Source organism: Kitasatospora sp. NPDC088346, assembly GCF_044740765.1.
Lineage (GTDB): Bacteria > Actinomycetota > Actinomycetes > Streptomycetales > Streptomycetaceae > Kitasatospora.
In genome coordinates this window covers 41,918-57,517 of record NZ_JBIURH010000033.1, presented here as the reverse complement: position 1 = coordinate 57,517, position 15,600 = coordinate 41,918, and the positions used below count along the sequence as shown (strand labels likewise).

Here is a 15,600-nt window from a genome sequence, read left to right as displayed (position 1 = left end):
GCCCCGACGCGGGCCACGCTACTTCTGGGTGCGGCCGAGGAAGTCCGCGATGAGCGGGGCGATCTCCGGCAGCCGCTCCTCCAGCGCGAAGTGCCCGGTGTCGAACAGGTGCAGCTCGGCCCCGGGCAGGTCGCGCAGGTAGGCCCGGGCGCCGGGCTCGGGGAAGAAGGCGTCGTTGCGGCCCCAGACGATCAGGGTGGGCGGCTGCTCGGCCCGCAGCCAGGCCTGCCACTCGGGGTAGCGGTCGAGGTTGGCGTGGTAGTCCAGGGCCAGTTCGACCTGGATCTCCTTGCGGCCCGGGAGGTCGAGGAAGTGCTGGTCCATGGTCCAGCCGTCGGGCGCGACGGCGGTCGGGTCGGCGGCGCCGCCCTCGTACTGGCCGCGGGTGACCTCGGCGGTGAGGATCGCCCGGACGGCCTCCTCGGCGCCCTCGACGCCCGGGCGGTTGGCGACCGTCCCGCGGGCGAGGTCGGAGAGGCCCTCCAGGTAGGCGTTGCCGTTCTGGACCACCAGACCGGTGATCCACTCGGGGTGCCGGGTGGCCAGCCGGAAGCCGACCGGAGCCCCGAAGTCGAAGACGTACATCGCGAACCGGTCGAGGCCCAGGGCCAGGCAGAAGCCCTCCAGGACGTCCGCGAGGGTGTCGAAGCGGTAGTCGAACTCCGCGGGGGACGGGCTCTCGCTGTGGCCGAAGCCCGGGTAGTCCGGGGCGACCAGGTGGAACCGGTCGCCGAGGGCGTCGATCAGCCGGGTGAACTGGTGCGAGCCGGACGGGAATCCGTGCAGCAGCAGGAGGGTCGGCGCGTCGGCCGGGCCGGCCTCGCGGTAGAACACCCGCAGCCCGGACACCTCGACGGTGCGGTGGTGGATCCGTGGGACGGTGGGACCGGACATGTCTCTCTCCCCGTTGGTCGGTCGTGGACAGCAGTGCGCCGGGCCGCGGTGGGGTGCCCACCGCGGCCCGGCGCGAGCCGCCGCGTCAGCGCCCGAACAGGCGCAGCGCCGTCGGCTTGGTGAACTCGTAGCGGGCCATCTGCTCCAGGTCCCGCCACCAGCGGGAGCGGCCCGAGGGACTGGTGAGCACCTCCTGGTAGAGCTGCTCGAAGGCGGTGGTCACGCTCTCCAGCGAGAACCGGCCGACCACCCACTCGCGCCCCCAGTCGCCCAGCCGGGCCCGGCGCTCGGGGTCGTCCAGCAGCTGCTGGATCTGCCCGGCCAGTGCCTTCGGCGAGCGCGAGCCGTCGCCGAAGCCGTACATGCAGCGGGACGCGTGCGGCTCGACCAGCGGGCCCGGCTCGTGGACGGCGGTGTAGCCGGCCGCGCCGTGCACGATGACCGGCTTGGCGAAGGCCAGGCCGCGCAGCGCCGAGCCGCCCATGCCGAGCACCAGGTCGGCCGCCTGGTAGGCCGGCCGGGGGTCGGCCAGCTGACCGGGCACCAGGACGGCCTGGCGGCCGAGCTCGCGGTTGACCTCGGCCGCCTGGGCGCGCAGCTTGTCCAGGCTGGGGCCGGTGCCGACGACGGCGAGCCTGATCCGCGGGTCGTCCAGCAGCCGGACCGCCTCGACGGTCAGTTCGGCGCCGGCGTCCTTCTCCAGGTCCGGCACCAGCCGGGTGACGATGCAGAGCAGCAACTCGTCGTCGGTGATGCCGTGTTCGCGACGGAAGGCGGCACCGTCCACCACGGACGGCGCGTCGGTGCCGGTGTTGACCGGCGGCTCGATCAGCCGCACGTCGCGGTGCCCGAAGGCCCGGCCGTCGCCCATCAGCGCGCCCAGGCCGAGCACCAGCGGCTGGTGCCGGGGCAGGCCGCGCAGCATCCGGATGCCGTAGAAGGTGGTGACCACCGGGATCCGGCCGAGCCGGCCGGGCCCGAAGAAGGCGTTCCGGGCGGCCCGAACCTCCCAGGCGTGCAGGAGTTCGCTGCCGTGCTCGGCGGCGAGCCTGTCGAGCCGGCGGCGCACCTCGCGGTGCGGGGTGTCCGGGCCGCCGGCCACCACGACCTCCAACCCGTGCCCGGCGGCCACCTCGACCAGCGGTGCGGGCCCGTCCACGCCCTGGGCGAAGAGCACCGGGTCGTGGCCGCGTCCGCGCAGGGTCCGGGCGATGTCCACCGCGTTGAGCTGGGCACCGCCCAGCGCCAGGTTGTTCAGGTGCACCAACACCCGGAGCGGTCTCACCCTCATTCCTCCCACTGGTGCGGGACGAACACCGGTGCCGCCAGCACCACGGCGCGCGGCGGGGTGTCGAGCATCGGGCCGAACACGTCGAACTGGCCCACCGAGTGCCAGCTCATCAGGGTGCCGCCGTCGGTCTTGCCGATGCTGTAGACACCGGCCCACAGGGTGTACCGGCCGCGCGGCACCGGCAGCCGCGGTATCACGCAGGCGATCTGGCGGTCGTCGCCGGTCAGCCGGACCTCGTGGCTGATCTGGAAGATCGGGCTGGAGGTGCCCTCGCTGACGCCCAGGTGCAGGGTGGCGTCGCCGCGGTAGTCGCCGGCCAGGGTGAGTTCGACCGTCATCGGCTCGTCGGTGGTGAGGTTCTCCCGACCGTCGCCGCGGATCTCGTGCTTGAGCAGCTGGATCGGCTCGTCGGTGCGGGTGGTGGCCTCGGACTGGGCCTCGATGGAGTCCCGGTACCCGGCCAGCGCGTCCTTGATCCCGGCGTCGACCCGGACGGTGCCCTGCTCCAGCCAGATGCCGCGGCGGCAGATCGACTGGACGGCCGGCAGGTCGTGCGAGACGAAAACGATGGTGGTGCCCTGCTCGGCGACCTCCCGCATCCGGTCCAGGCAGCGCTGCTGGAAGACCGCGTCGCCGACCGCGAGCACCTCGTCGACCAGGAGCACGTGCGGCTCCAGGTAGGCGGCGACCGCGAAGCCGAGCCGCATCTGCATGCCGGAGGAGTAGAACTTCACCTGCCGGTCGATGGCGCCGCCGAGCCGCGCGAACTCCACGATGTCGTCGAAGCGGCCCGCCACCTCGCGGCGCTTGAGGCCGAGCAGCGCGCCGAACAGGTAGATGTTCTCCCGGCCGGTGAGGTCCGGGTGGATGCCGGCCCGGATCTCGATCAGCGCGCCGATCCGGCCGCGGACGTCGATCACGCCGGCGTACGGGTACATGACCCGGGTCAGCATCTTCAGGAGGGTCGACTTGCCCGAGCCGTTGGACCCGATCAGGCCGACCGACTCGCCCGGCTCGATGTGCAGGTTGATGTCGCGCAGCGCCCAGCGCCACTCCTCGCCGCGGCCGCCGCGCAGCTTGCGGGCCATCTGCTCGACCCGGTCGCGCAGCAGCATCCGCTGCTGGTCGGCCTTGAAGCGCTTCCACACCTGCTCGGTGCGGATGGTGCCCAGCTCCCACTCACGCGACATCGGCGATCCCCGTCTCCAGCTTCTTGAACACCAGGTAGCCGCCGACCAGGTAGACCACGGCGCTCGCGGCGGCGATCAGCGTGAGCCGCAGGTCCGGGGCCTGGCCGTAGAGCAGGGCGCGGCGGTACCCCTCGATCACCGCGCCGAGCGGGTTGATGCCGCAGTAGATCTCCTGCAGCTTCAGCGGGATGCGGCTCAGCGGGTAGGCGACCGGGGTCGCGAAGACTCCCATCTGGGTGATGATCGGCAACAGGTGCCGGACGTCGCGCAGGTAGACCACGGCCACCGAGAGCACCAGCGCCACCCCGTAGGTGAACGCGAGTTGGATCAACACCAGCGGCAGCACCCACAGGAAGGTGGCGGCCGGTGCCGTCCAGGTCGCCAGGAAGAGCAGGCCCAGCACGCCGATGCCGATCAGCATGTCGACGCTGGCCACCAGCATCGTCGCCAGCGGGAAGACCTCGCGCGGGCAGTACACCTTGTTCAGCAGGCTGAGGTTGTTGGCCAGGCTGACGGCGCCCTGGTTCATCGTGTTGCTGAAGAACTGCCAGACGATCAGGCCGACATAGGCGAAGAGCGGATAGGAGACGTCACCGGTCTCGATCCTCACGGCCTGATGGAAGACCAGGGTGAAGATCGCACAGAGCGCCAGCGGGGTGAGCACCGCCCAGGCGAATCCGAGGACCGCCTGCTTGTACCGGGCGCGGAGGTCCCGCTCCGCGAGGGCACGGACCAACTCCCTTGCGCCCCATAGCTCCTGAGCCACCTGAAGGGGCCGGAGCCGTCGTTTGAACACCAGATCCGGAGGCGGACCGGCCGCAACACCCGCTCTCGCCTCGGTCTGGGTATCGCGCTCGTCTGTGACCTGCGCGCTCTGTCCCCCCACGGACTCCCGCCCTCTCCGGTGCCGATGTGAACGGGCCGCGCAAAACGGACGGCGCGGCCCCGATGTCCACAATGGCACAGAGTGTGCACGGCGGTGGTTGGTTCGGTGAAGATGATCCTGGTCAGGAGGTCACGCCTGTTCGATCAGTCGGTCCAGCTCGGCGGGCATCGCGTCCACCCCGCCGGCGGTGCTCGGCGTGGTCCGGTACCGGCCGTCCACGATCACCGTGGGTAGTTCGTTCACCCTGTACCGGGCGAACAGTTCCGGTGCGGCGGCCACCGCCCGGTCCACCTCGGACGAACGGTAGGCGCGGCGGAAGGCGGCGGCGTCCAGCCCCTGCCGGACGGCCCAGGCGGTCGCCCGATCCTCGGTGGTCAGGTCCGCGTCCTCGGTGTGCACCGCCCGGAACACCCGCTCCTGCAACCGGTCCACCGCGCCGAGGCGCTCCAGCGTGTAGTACAGCCGGGCGTGCGCGGTCTGCACCCGCTCGTCCGGGCTGCCGACCCAGATCGCCGGGACCCTGCGCAGCGTCACCTCGCCCCGGTGCCGGGACGCCCAGCGGGAAAGCGGTTCCTCCAGCTTGACCGAGTGGGTGCAGTCGTACCAGAAGAACTCCACCGCCTCGTGGGTGTCCGAGGCCCGCAGCGGTTGCGGCAGGCCGGGACGGGTGGTGTGCGCCCCCTCGTGCGGGGCGTCGGGCAGCGCGGCGGCGGCGGGCGCCCCCAGCAGGCCGGTGGTCACGGTCAGCAGCACGGCGGAGCGCAGCAGCGAGTTCACGTCCGGCAGCCTGCCAGGTCGGCGGCGGCCGGATCGAGCCGGACGCGACCGGTTCGCCCGATCGGCCCAGCAGAGCCCGGCAGTTGACCCCGGGCGCCGGGCGGCGGGCGGGCGCTACCGGCGGCGGGCCGCCCGGTCCAGCAGGTCCTGCCAGGAGTCGGCGACGCCGGCCAGGTCGAAGCGGTCCAGGGCGTGCCGGCGGGCGGCCGCGGCCAGGCCCGCGCGGTCGCCGGCCAGCACCTTGCCGAGGGCCTCGGCGAGCGCCCCGGGGTCACCGGGCGGGACGAGGGCGCCGGTGACGCCGTCGCGCACCACGTCCCGCACCCAGCCGACGTCGGTGGCGACGGCCGGCAGCCCGGCCAGCGCCGCCTCGATGAGGACTCCGGGCACGCCCTCGCTGTCACTGCTGAGGAGCAGCGCGTCGGCGGCGCGGTACAGCGGCGCGGGGTCGTCGAGGTGGCCGAGGAAGTGGGCCCGGCCGGTGGTGTCGCCGGCCTCGGCGGCGGCCCGCAGCGGGCCCTCGCCGGCCAGCGCGAGGTGCACGTCGGGCAGCAGGGCGAGCGCGTCCAGGGCGACGTCGGGGCGCTTCTCCGGGGCGAGGGCCCCGATCCAGGCGACCAGCAGGCCGTGCGCGGGCAGGCCCAGCAGGGCCCGGGCCCGGCGGCGCTCGGCGTCGTCCGCGGCGGGTGCGAACCGTTCGGCTGGGCGGCCGTTGGGGATGGTGCGGACCTTGGCCGCCGGCAGCCGGAAGCGTTCCAGCAGGACGTCGCGGGCACCGTCGGAGATGGCCGAGACGGCGGCCGCCCGGTGCAGGAAGAGGCCGACCCGCAGCCGCCGGGACAGGCTCGCCGTCCAGTGCCGGGGGTCGCCGATGTTGACGTAGACGAACGGGGTGCGGGTGCCGAGCAGGCCGACCGCGCACGCCTGAAGGGTGCTGGAGCCGTGCGCGACCACCACGTCGGCGCGGGCCGCGGCGGCGCGCAGGGCCCGCAGGGTGGCGGGGTGGTGCCGGGACGGGCCGAGCACCGGGGTACCGGGGTCGGCGGGGGCGTCCTGGTGCGGCTGGAGGGCGCACAGGGTGGACGGGCGGCCGCGCCGGAGCAGTTCGGCGTGCAGGTCGCGGGCGAGGTTCTGGGCCCCTCGCCGCCTCGGGTCGGTGATCAGGTGGAGGACGCGCGGCGGCGCCGGCACGGGGGCTGACATGGCTCGACCCTGGCACAGCGGCGTGTCGGCGCGCAGCCCGTTCCGCCGAAGCGGGCGGGCGGCGCCGGCCGTCGCACGAGGGGCGCGCGCCGGTGCCCGGGGGCTCCGGCGCCGCCCGTCCGGATCGCGACCTCGGCGAATCCCTGGCGGACACCCCTTCCGGCCTGGAATGCTGAGCCGGAGTCAGGGCGCGGTCGACAGGGAGGTCGGCGGCGCCCAGGGGTTCCCCCGGGGGGTTGCGGCTGTGCATGTGCTCTATGTGATCGACAGCGTCAGCCGGGTCGGCGGTGCCGAGCAGGGTCTGGTGGCGATGGCGCCGCAGCTGGTCCGCGCCGGCGTCCGGCTCGACGTGGCGTACCTGAAGGAGTCCCCGGGCGGTTTCCAGCCGGAGCTGACCTCCGCCGGGGCCACCGTCTTCGGCGTGCACCGGCCGGGCCGGGCCGGGCGGTTGGCCGGCCTGCGCGCCCTGGTCCGCGAACGCCGTCCCGAGCTGGTGCACACCACGCTCTACGAGTCGGACGTGCTGGGCCGGGCGGCCGCGCTGTCGGCCGGCACCCCGGTGGTGTCCAGCCTGGTGAACTCGTCGTACGGGCCCGAGCACCTGCACGCCCGCGGGCTGAACCCGTGGAAGGTGCGGGCCGCGCAGGCGGTGGACGCGGTGACCGCCCAGGGCACCCGGCGCTTCCACGCCCTGACCGAGCACGTGGCCGGGGCGATGGCCGCCCGGCTGCGGGTCTCCCGGGACCGCATCGACGTCGTGCCGCGCGGGCGGGACCCGGAGCTGCTCGGCGCGGTGACGGCGGAGCGGCGGGCCGCCGTCCGAGCGGCGCTGGAGCTGCCGGACGACGTGCCGGTGGTGCTGGCGGCCGCTCGCCAGCAGTACCAGAAGGGCCTGGACGTCCTGCTGGAGGCGTGGCCGGCGGTGCGCCGGCACACGCCCGAGGCGGTGCTGCTGCTGGCCGGCAGCGAGGGGTCCGAGACCCCGCGGCTCAGACGGCTCGCCGAGGCCGCGGGAGCGGGGCAGGTGCGCTTCCTCGGCGCCCGCGGGGACGTCTTCGACCTGATGGCGGCCGCCGACGCGTTCGCCGTGCCGTCCCGCTGGGAGGGGCTGGGCAGCGCGGCGATGGAGGCGATGGGGGTCGGCGTGCCGCTGGTCTGTTCGGACGTGGCGGCGCTGCGCGAGACGGTCGGCTCGGAGGACTACGCCGCGCTGGTGCCTCCGGAGCGCCCGGCGGAGCTGGCCGCGGCGCTGATCGACACCCTGGACGACGCGGCCGCGGCGGCGGTGCGGGTGAAGGCCGCCCGGGCCCGGTTCCTGACCTGTTTCACCCTGCACCACGTCTCCGGCCGGATGGTCGAGTTCTACGAGCGGTCGCTGCACCGGCGGTCGCTCTGATGCTCCGTCAATGCGGGACAAAGCGGCGGTAACCGCCAGCCCCGGTCCAAGCGCGACGTAACGGCCTGCGTGAGATTGGTGAAAGTGCTTGCGCCGCAGGTCCGGGACGACAAGCATCGACACTGGGGGGCCTGTGGATCGTCGGGGGGACGATGCCGGGCACGCTCCGGGCCGACCACGCCCGGAAGTGCGATGCCGTCAGGGGGGCTGATGACACCACAGCCGATTCCGGAACACCTGCCGCGCGATCCGTCACCGGACGGATCCGCGCGGCCGACGCCGTTCCCGGGACGGCCGGGCCGCGAGCAGCGGGGCCGGCCGGTGTCACGAACCATCCACAGCGCCTTGGCGTTAGGCCCCACGGGCTGACCCTGTCCAACCGCGCCCGGCCCGCCGGGCAGGCCCGCACCAGTGCGCGCCGCCGATGCCTGGCGGGTGCGGGCCGACCGCCACGCCAGGCGCCTGCACCACGAACGCGAGGGGATCCGACCGGTGGAACCGGCTAACCACTTCACCGTCCTGCGACGCTACTGGCGACTGCTGGCCGGCTGCACCGCGGCCGCCCTGCTGGTGGGCTTCCTGCTCACCCCGGCGAGCGATGCGGTGGACACCGCCAAATGGCAGTGCAAGGCGGCCATAACGCCGGTCGCCGGGGCCGGCGACGTGGTCAAGGCCGACCAGGTGCTGTCCTACGCCCAGGGCTCGGACGTCGCCAACGCCGCCGCCAAGAAGCTGAACGTCCCCGCGGCGTCGGTGAGCAGCCGCCGGACGGTCACCGCGGCCAGCGCCCAGATGCTCACCTTCACCACCACCGGCCCGACCCAGCAGTCCTGCATGGACCTGGCCTCCGCGCTGGCCGACGCCACCATCAACGGGTACGCGTCGGAGACCCTCAAGAGCGCCGACGAGCAGATCAAGCGGGCGCAGGACCAGCTCAAGGAGCAGCAGGGCCAGGTCGACGAGCTCAACCGGGCCTACCCGAAGGCGAACAGCGCCGACCAGGCCCGGCTCAAGGTGCAGATCGACTCCGCCAACAGCCAGATCGCCAAGACCCTGGACCGGATCGCCACGCTGCGCTCCACCTCGCAGACCGACGCCATCCAGCAGTGGGGCTCGATCGACGCCAAGGAGGCCGGCGGCAGCCTGCTCAGCTCCCCCAGCCGGGGTCTGCGGCTCACCCTGGCCGTGGTGCTCGGTCTGGCGCTCGGCGTCGTGGCCGCGCTGATGCTGAGCCGGATGGACACCCGGCTGCGCGGCCGCAACAGCACCGAGGAGGCGTTCAACCTCCCGGTGATAGGCGAGGTCCCGCTGCTGTCGCGGCGGCTGCGCCGCACCCGTGAGCCGCTGGTGGTGGCCCGGCCGTCCGACCCGGGCGCGGAGGCGTACCGCTCGTTGCGCTCCACGCTGCTGCTGACCGGCCCGGCCTCGCTGTCGGCCCAGTTCGGCGAGGGCGGCATCTCGCAGGCGGAGCGCGTCTCGCGCCGGCTGGCGGAGCCGTCGCCGGTGATCCTGGTGATGTCCGGGCGCAGCGGCGACGGCCGCACCACCACCGTCGCCAACCTGGCCGCCGCGCTGGCCGAGACCGGCCGCGAGGTGCTGGTGCTGGACTGCGACTTCCGCAGCCCGCAGGCGCACGTGCACTTCGGCATCAGCGACGGCCCGGGCATGGCCGAACTGCTCAGCGGCGAACAGCTGCCGAAGCTGGACGACCTGATCCGGCGCACCAACGTGGAGGGCGTGCGGCTGATCACCGGCGGCAACACCAACGCGTACCCGGCGGCGCTGGTGCTGCGGGCGGGCGAGGTGCTGCGGCGGGCCCGCCGGCACGCCGACGTGGTGCTGATCGACAGCTCCCCGCTGCTGCACGCCAACGACGCCTACGACCTGGTGCAGCACGCCGACGCGGTGCTGGTCACCGTGATGGCCGGGAACGTGAAGCCCGAGCAGGCCGACCGGGTCAGCGAGTTGCTCTCGCGCACCGGCGTGCCGGTGGCCGGGGTGGCGCTGCTGGGCACCGACGGCCCGTCCGGCCGCCGGGCCCGGGAGGCGGTGCGGGCGGTCGCCACGGCACCGGCCCGTCCGGCCGCCCCGGCCGCCCCGGCCGCGGGGACGGGCGCCCAGCCCGCGCCCGCACCGAGAGCCGCCGAGGACCCGGACCCGCCGACCGGGCCGAGCTGGGCCCGGCGCCGGGCGTCCGAGGCCCCGGTCGAGACCACCATGCAGCTGCGCCTCAACGAGGACCTGTGAGCACGTCGCCGGGCCGGACCCGGGTGCTCTGGCTGGCCAAGGGCCTGGGCCGGGGCGGCGCCGAGCAGTTGCTGGTGAACTGCGCACGGCACGCGGACACCTCCCGGTACGAGGTCGAGGTCGCCTACGTGCTGCCGTGGAAGGACGCCCTGGTGCCGGCCCTGGAGCAGGCCGGGGTGCGCACCCACTGCCTGGGCGGTCCGCCCGGCGCGCTCTGGCCGCTGCGGCTGCGGCGGCTGCTGGCCGAGCGCCGGTACGGGCTGGTCCACTCGCACATGCCCGTCCCGGCGGTGGCGGCCCGGCTGCTGTCGGCCGGCCGCCGCGGGCCGCGGCTGGTGCACACCGAGCACAACGTCTGGGAGCGGTACCGGACGGCCACCCGCTGGGCCAACGCCCTGACCTACCGGCGCAACGACGCGGTGATCGCGGTGTCGCACGCGGTCGGCGCGACCATCGCCCGGCGCCGGCCGGAGCCGGACTGGGTGACGGTGGTGCACCACGGCCCGGACCTCGCGGGTGCGCCCACCGGCCCGGCCGCCCGGGCCGCGGCCCGCGCCGCGCTCGGACTGCCGGCCGACGCGGTGGTGATCGGCACGGTGGGCAACCTGACCCCCAAGAAGGACCAGGCGACCCTGCTGGACGCCTTCGCGCGGCTCCGGGCCGAGCAGCCCGCGGCGGCCCTGGTGCTGATCGGCGCCGGGCCGCTGGAGGCCCAGTTGAAGGCGCGGGCGGGCGAGGGCGTGGTGTTCGCCGGGTCCCGGTCCGACGTGCCGGCGCTGCTGGCGGGCCTGGACGTGTTCACCCTGAGCTCCCGCCAGGAGGGCCTGCCGGTCGCCCTGATGGAGGCGATGACCAGCGGGCTGCCGTCGGTGGTCACCCGGGTGGGCGGGATGCCGGAGGTGCTGGACGACGGCGAGCAGGGCTTCCTGGTGCCGCCGGGCGATCCGGCCGCACTGGCCGGGGCGCTGGGCCGGCTGGTGGCCGACGAGGGGTTGCGCCGCCGGCTCGGCGCGGCCGCCCTGGACCGCTCGAAGTCCTTCGACGTGGCCGGGGCCCAGCAGGCCATCGAGCAGGTGTACGCGCAGGTGCTGGAGCGCTGAGCGCCCGGCCCACCGGAAGGGATCGACCACCCCCGTGACCACCCCGTCCGACGAGCCGTCAGCCGCTGCCGGGCTGACCGTCCGTCCGCTCACCGAGGCCGACACCCCGGCCGTGCTGGACCTGCTGACGGCCTCCCTGGCCGGCGGCCCGACCGGCACCCGCAGCGCCGACTTCTTCGACTGGAAGCACCGGCGCAACCCGTTCGGCAGCAGTCCCGGGCTGCTCGCCGAGACCCCGGACGGCCGGCTGGCCGGCGTCCGGCTGTTCCTGCGCTGGGAGTGGCAGGCCGGCGGCCGCGCCGTGCGCGCGGTCCGCCCGGTCGACACCGCCACCCACCCCGACTTCCAGGGCCGGGGCATCTTCCGCCGGCTCACCACGGGCCTGCTGGAGGAGGTCGCCGAAGACACCGAGCTGGTCTTCAACACACCGAACGGCAACAGCCTGCCCGGCTACCTGAGGATGGGCTGGCAGGTGGTCGGCCGGGTGCCGATCGCGCTGCGGATCGCCCGCCCGGGCGCGTTCGCCCTGGGGGCCCGGGCCGCGCTCGGCCGCCGGACGACCACGGCGCGCCGGCCGATCCGCTGCCAACTGCCGACCGCCGCGGCGTGGTTCGAGAAGCCGCACGCCGGACTGCCGGAGCTGCTCGCCGAACGCGCCCAGGCGGACGCCGCCGACCCGCGGCACGCCGTCCTGCGCACCGAGCGTTTCCTGCGCTGGCGTTACGGCGACGCTCCGGGGCTGGACTACCGGGTGCTGACCTGCGAACGCGGCGGCGAGCTGGCCGGGGTCGCGTTCGGCCGGCCCCGCCGCCGCGGCCCGCTGACCGAGTTCACCCTCGCCGACGTGATCGTCCGCCCGGGCGACCGGGGCAGTGCGGCCCGGCTGCTGCGGGCCGCCGCCGCGGCCGGCTGCGACCACGCCGCGACCCACTTCGCCCCGGGCACCGAGGCCGCGGCCGCGGCCCTGCGCGGCGGTTACCTGACCGCGCCCCGGACGGGCATGACGCTCGCGGCGCGCGGCCCGCTCGGCCCGCTGCCCACCGAACGCGCCCTGGCCGACTGGCGGTTCAGCCTGGGCGACCTGGAGGTCTTCTGATGGACCGTCCGGGAGCCGCCGAGGGGCGGCCGGACCTGCGTGCCCTGGCCCGGGAGGTGCACTGGCCCACCGTGGTCGCGGTGTCCCTGGTGATCGGGTACGTCACGCTGTTCGTGGTGGCGATGGTGCACACCAGCTACGACACCTGGGGCGCCCTGCTGGTGGCCCCGGCGCTGATGGCGATCGGCACGCCGATCCTGGCCCGGGTGGCGGCCGCCAACCCCGAGCGCGGCATCTTCAAGCTGCTGATGCTGGCGATGGGCCTGAAGCTGTTCTGCGCCTTCCCGCGCTACCTGATGGCCTTCGTGCTCTACGGCGGGGCGGCCGACGCGAAGATGTACCACCAGAAGGGCAGCGCGCTCGCCCTGTACCTGGACAACACCGACCTGCTGGGCCAGGGCGTCCACTACGACCTGGGCATGAAGGTGGCCGGCACCGGCTTCGTCATCATCGTCACGGGTGTGGTCTACGCGATCACCGGGCCGACCCTGATCGGCGGGTTCCTGGTGTTCTCCTGGATGGGCTTCTGGGGCCTGCTGCTGTTCTGGCGGGCGGTGCAGATCGCCTTCCCGGAGGCCGACTCCCGGCGCTACGCGAAGCTGGTCTTCTTCCTTCCCTCGCTGCTGTTCTGGCCGTCCAGCATCGGCAAGGACGCCTGGATGATGCTCTGCCTGGGCCTGACCACCTACGGTGTGGCCCGGTTGCTGGACCGCCGTTTCGGCGCGTTCTTCTGCATCGCGGTCGGCTCGCTGGGCACCGCGATGGTCCGTCCGCACGTGACGGTGCTGGCCGGCGCGGGGCTGTCGGTGGCGTACGTGCTGCGCAAGCGGCCGCAGCAGGTCAGCGCGCTCGGGCCGCTGCGCACCATCCTGTCGGTGGTGGTGATGGGCGCCGGCGTGATGCTGATGCTGCAACAGGTCTCCACGTTCTTCGGCACCGAGGGCGCCAACGGCGACAGCCTCAACCACGTGCTGTCGGAGACCTCGCGGCGGACCTCGCAGGGCTCCTCCATGATCAACGCTGCGCCGCCCGAGGACGCGGCGCCGCAGTTCAGCCTCAATCCGGCCGGGCTGCCGATGGCGGTGGTCAGCGTGCTGTTCCGGCCGTTCCCGTTCGAGGCCTCCAACATCCAGAACCTGATCCAGTCGATCGAGTGCTTCGCCCTGCTGATCATGTTCATCCGCAGCTGGCCGCACCTGCGCCAGCTGCCCCGACTGTTCCTGCAACGCTCCTACATCGCCTACTCGGTGGTCTACACGCTGCTGTTCTGCTGGGCCTTCTCGACCATCAACAACATGGGCATCCTGTCGCGCGAGCGCGTCCAGGTGCTGCCGCTGTTCCTGGTGCTGCTGGCCGTGCCCAGACCGGAGGGCCCGCGCTCCACCACCGTCCGACGGTCCCGGCCGCCACTGTGGCGGGTGCAGCCCGGGCAGTGGGGCGAACGGGCGGCCCCGGCCGCTCCGCACGAACATCCGGCTCGCGTCGGCGGCCCGGACTCACCACCTCGACCCAGGGGGGATCGAACCGAATGACCACCACCGACCTCGCACTGCCCGCCGCCCTCGGCGGCGCCCCGGCCTTCCCGGACGGACTGCCGCTCACCCGCGTGCAGGTACCGGACCGCGAGGCCCTGCTGAGCCGCCTGGGCACCGTCCTGGACAGCGGCCAGCTCACCAACGGCCCGACCGTGCGCGAACTGGAGCAGCGGGCGGCCGAACTGCTCGACGTGCCGCACGTGGTGGCCGTCTCCAACTGCACCGCCGGGCTAATGCTGGTGCTCCAGGCGGCCGGCGTCGGCGGTGGCCGTCCGGTGGTGATGCCCGGGTTCACCTTCTCGGCCACCGCGCACGCCGCGCACTGGGCGGGCGGCACCCCGGTCTTCGCCGAGGCCCGCGAGCAGGACATCACCCTGGACGTGGCCGACGCCGAGGCCCGGCTGAACGCCGCGGACCGGCCGGCGGCGCTGATGGCCACCCACGTGTACGGCACGCCGTGCCAGGTCGAGGCGCTGCAGAAGGTCGCGGACGCGGCCCGGGTCCCGCTGGTGTACGACTCGGCGCACGGTTTCGGCAGCCGCCGCCGGGGGGTGCCGATCGGCAACTTCGGCCTGGCCGAGGTCTTCTCGATGAGCCCGACCAAGGTGGCCGTCGCCGGTGAGGGCGGCCTGGTCGCCACCCACGACGCCGCGCTCGCGCAGACCCTGCGCACCGGCCGGGACTACGGCAACCCCGGCGACTACAACACGCTCTTCCCGGGCCTGAACGCCCGGATGAGCGAGCTGCACGCCGCCGTCGGCCTGACCTGGCTGGCCGGGCTGCCCGAGCGGGTCGCCCACCGGGGCGCGCTGGTGGCGGAGTTCGCGGCCGTCACCGCCGGGCTGCCGGGACTGCGGCTCGCCCTGCCGGAGGAGGGGGACGTGTCGACGTTCAAGGACCTCACGCTGATCCTGGACGCCGAGGCCTTCGGGCTGACCTCGACCGAGCTGGCCGCGGCGCTGAAGGCCGAGGGCATCGACACCCGGCGCTACTTCCACCCGCCGGTGCAGCGCCAGCAGTCGTACGCCCACCTGGGCCAGGCCGAGGACCTGCCGGTGACCGACCGGCTGGCCGACTCGGTGCTCACCGTGCCGCTGTGGACGCAGATGGACGCGGAGACCGTCCGCCGGATCGCCGCGGCCGTTGTGCGGGTCCAGCCGTACGCGGAGCGCGTGCGCGCGGCCGCGGCCTGAGCCGGACGGCTGTGCCGCCCGGCGCCCTTGGCCCGCGGCGGCACAGCCGTTCGGTGTGTGAACACCGGCCCGAGGCTTAGCCGAATCAGGTGAACTCGGTTGGACCGCAGGCCCGTTGGCCCGGGAGGATGTCGCGCCGGGCCGCCCCTCGGCCCGGTCCCCCGACGGGCCCGCCCGGGCCCGCCCCCGTACGGAGATGGAGCACCCGGTGTTCAAGGGCTTCCGCAGCTTCCTGCTGCGCGGAAACGTGGTCGACCTCGCGGTCGGCATCGTCATCGGCGCGGCCTTCACCGCCGTCGTCACCGGGTTCGTGACCGCCTTCCTCACCCCGCTGATCGGGGTCGCCACCGGCGCGGTCGGCGACTACTCCAAGCAGGCCTTCGAGATCGGCGACACCACCTTCCCGTACGGCGCGTTCCTGAACGCGCTGATCAGCTTCGTCCTGATCAGCGCGGTGATCTACTTCGCCGTGGTGGTCCCGGTCGGGAAGCTGCAGAGCCGGTTCGAACCGGTCAAGGACACGCCGGTGGCCAAGACCGACTGCCCCGAGTGCCTGAGCCTGGTCCCGGCCGCCGCCCGCCGCTGCCCATTCTGCACCAGCGAACTCGGCGACCGGAGCGGGCTCCCCGCCCAGCCCGCACAGAGCCGCTGACCAGGCGGCCTTCCCGTCCGGCCGCCGGTTGTGCCCGGCGGCCGGGCGGCCGCGGGGCCCGCGCGGGGCCGCCGCCGGCGGCGGCCTCCGACGGACGGACGCACGCCATGGCCGGTTCGATTCGCGTTCGACTACTCGTC

The 15,600-nt window shown here is 74.2% G+C and carries 13 protein-coding genes; 7 read left to right on the top strand and 6 right to left on the bottom strand.

The window, feature by feature from the left end:
- Positions 1 to 18: 18 nt before the first annotated feature.
- The 6 genes from ACIOFR_RS30630 to ACIOFR_RS30605 all read right to left on the bottom strand — a co-directional run bounded on the left by ACIOFR_RS30630 (position 19) and on the right by ACIOFR_RS30605 (position 6,241).
- On the bottom strand, positions 19 to 894 hold the full coding sequence (locus ACIOFR_RS30630) for an alpha/beta fold hydrolase (protein ID WP_401002482.1): 876 nt from the start codon (positions 892 to 894) through the stop codon (positions 19 to 21).
- 85 nt (positions 895 to 979) lie between these two features.
- On the bottom strand, positions 980 to 2,179 hold the full coding sequence (locus ACIOFR_RS30625; RefSeq protein ID WP_401002481.1) for a glycosyltransferase: 1,200 nt from the start codon (positions 2,177 to 2,179) through the stop codon (positions 980 to 982).
- A 2-nt stretch (positions 2,180 to 2,181) separates the two neighbouring features.
- On the bottom strand, positions 2,182 to 3,375 hold the full coding sequence (locus tag ACIOFR_RS30620) for an ABC transporter ATP-binding protein (protein ID WP_401002480.1): 1,194 nt from the start codon (positions 3,373 to 3,375) through the stop codon (positions 2,182 to 2,184).
- Positions 3,365 to 4,111, bottom strand: coding sequence for an ABC transporter permease (locus ACIOFR_RS30615; RefSeq protein ID WP_401002479.1), 747 nt, complete (start codon positions 4,109 to 4,111; stop codon positions 3,365 to 3,367). Before ACIOFR_RS30615 ends, ACIOFR_RS30620 begins: the two co-directional genes overlap by 11 nt.
- 279 nt (positions 4,112 to 4,390) lie before the next feature.
- Positions 4,391 to 5,038: a thiol:disulfide interchange protein DsbA/DsbL gene (locus tag ACIOFR_RS30610; RefSeq protein ID WP_401002478.1), complete on the bottom strand. Its 648-nt coding sequence runs from the start codon at positions 5,036 to 5,038 to the stop codon at positions 4,391 to 4,393.
- A gap of 114 nt (positions 5,039 to 5,152) precedes the next feature.
- Positions 5,153 to 6,241 carry a glycosyltransferase gene (locus tag ACIOFR_RS30605; RefSeq protein WP_401002477.1) on the bottom strand — a complete coding sequence of 363 codons (1,089 nt, stop codon included), beginning with the start codon at positions 6,239 to 6,241 and terminating at the stop codon, positions 5,153 to 5,155.
- A gap of 244 nt (positions 6,242 to 6,485) precedes the next feature.
- Between ACIOFR_RS30605 and ACIOFR_RS30600 the strand changes: the two genes are divergently transcribed.
- The 7 genes from ACIOFR_RS30600 (at position 6,486) to mscL (ending at position 15,460) form a co-directional block, all read left to right on the top strand.
- Positions 6,486 to 7,637, top strand: a complete 1,152-nt coding sequence (locus ACIOFR_RS30600; RefSeq protein WP_401002476.1) for a glycosyltransferase family 4 protein — start codon at positions 6,486 to 6,488, stop codon at positions 7,635 to 7,637.
- A gap of 492 nt (positions 7,638 to 8,129) precedes the next feature.
- Entirely contained in the window at positions 8,130 to 9,884 is a 1,755-nt protein-coding gene (locus tag ACIOFR_RS30595; RefSeq protein ID WP_401002475.1) for an AAA family ATPase, read from the top strand.
- Complete coding sequence (locus tag ACIOFR_RS30590; RefSeq protein ID WP_401002474.1) at positions 9,881 to 10,984, top strand: glycosyltransferase; 1,104 nt, start codon at positions 9,881 to 9,883, stop codon at positions 10,982 to 10,984. Before ACIOFR_RS30595 ends, ACIOFR_RS30590 begins: the two co-directional genes overlap by 4 nt.
- A 34-nt stretch (positions 10,985 to 11,018) precedes the next feature.
- On the top strand, positions 11,019 to 12,080 hold the full coding sequence (locus ACIOFR_RS30585) for a GNAT family N-acetyltransferase (RefSeq protein WP_401002473.1): 1,062 nt from the start codon (positions 11,019 to 11,021) through the stop codon (positions 12,078 to 12,080).
- On the top strand, positions 12,080 to 13,612 hold the full coding sequence (locus ACIOFR_RS30580; RefSeq protein WP_401002472.1) for a hypothetical protein: 1,533 nt from the start codon (positions 12,080 to 12,082) through the stop codon (positions 13,610 to 13,612). Before ACIOFR_RS30585 ends, ACIOFR_RS30580 begins: the two co-directional genes overlap by 1 nt.
- Positions 13,609 to 14,808, top strand: a complete 1,200-nt coding sequence (locus ACIOFR_RS30575) for a DegT/DnrJ/EryC1/StrS family aminotransferase (RefSeq protein ID WP_401002471.1) — start codon at positions 13,609 to 13,611, stop codon at positions 14,806 to 14,808. The genes ACIOFR_RS30580 and ACIOFR_RS30575 overlap by 4 nt, the downstream gene beginning before the upstream one ends.
- Positions 14,809 to 15,016: 208 nt before the next feature.
- Positions 15,017 to 15,460 (top strand): large conductance mechanosensitive channel protein MscL, encoded by a 444-nt coding sequence (gene mscL / locus ACIOFR_RS30570; protein ID WP_401002502.1) that lies wholly within the window; start codon positions 15,017 to 15,019, stop codon positions 15,458 to 15,460.
- The last annotated feature ends 140 nt before the right edge of the window (positions 15,461 to 15,600 follow it).

Coding starts and splice junctions, on each gene's coding strand:
- ACIOFR_RS30630 (WP_401002482.1), bottom strand. CDS start 894: ATGTCCGGTCCCACCGTCCCACGGATCCACCACCGCACCGTCGAGGTG.
- ACIOFR_RS30620 (WP_401002480.1), bottom strand. CDS start 3,375: ATGTCGCGTGAGTGGGAGCTGGGCACCATCCGCACCGAGCAGGTGTGG.
- ACIOFR_RS30605 (WP_401002477.1), bottom strand. CDS start 6,241: ATGTCAGCCCCCGTGCCGGCGCCGCCGCGCGTCCTCCACCTGATCACC.
- ACIOFR_RS30580 (WP_401002472.1), top strand. CDS start 12,080: ATGGACCGTCCGGGAGCCGCCGAGGGGCGGCCGGACCTGCGTGCCCTG.
- ACIOFR_RS30575 (WP_401002471.1), top strand. CDS start 13,609: ATGACCACCACCGACCTCGCACTGCCCGCCGCCCTCGGCGGCGCCCCG.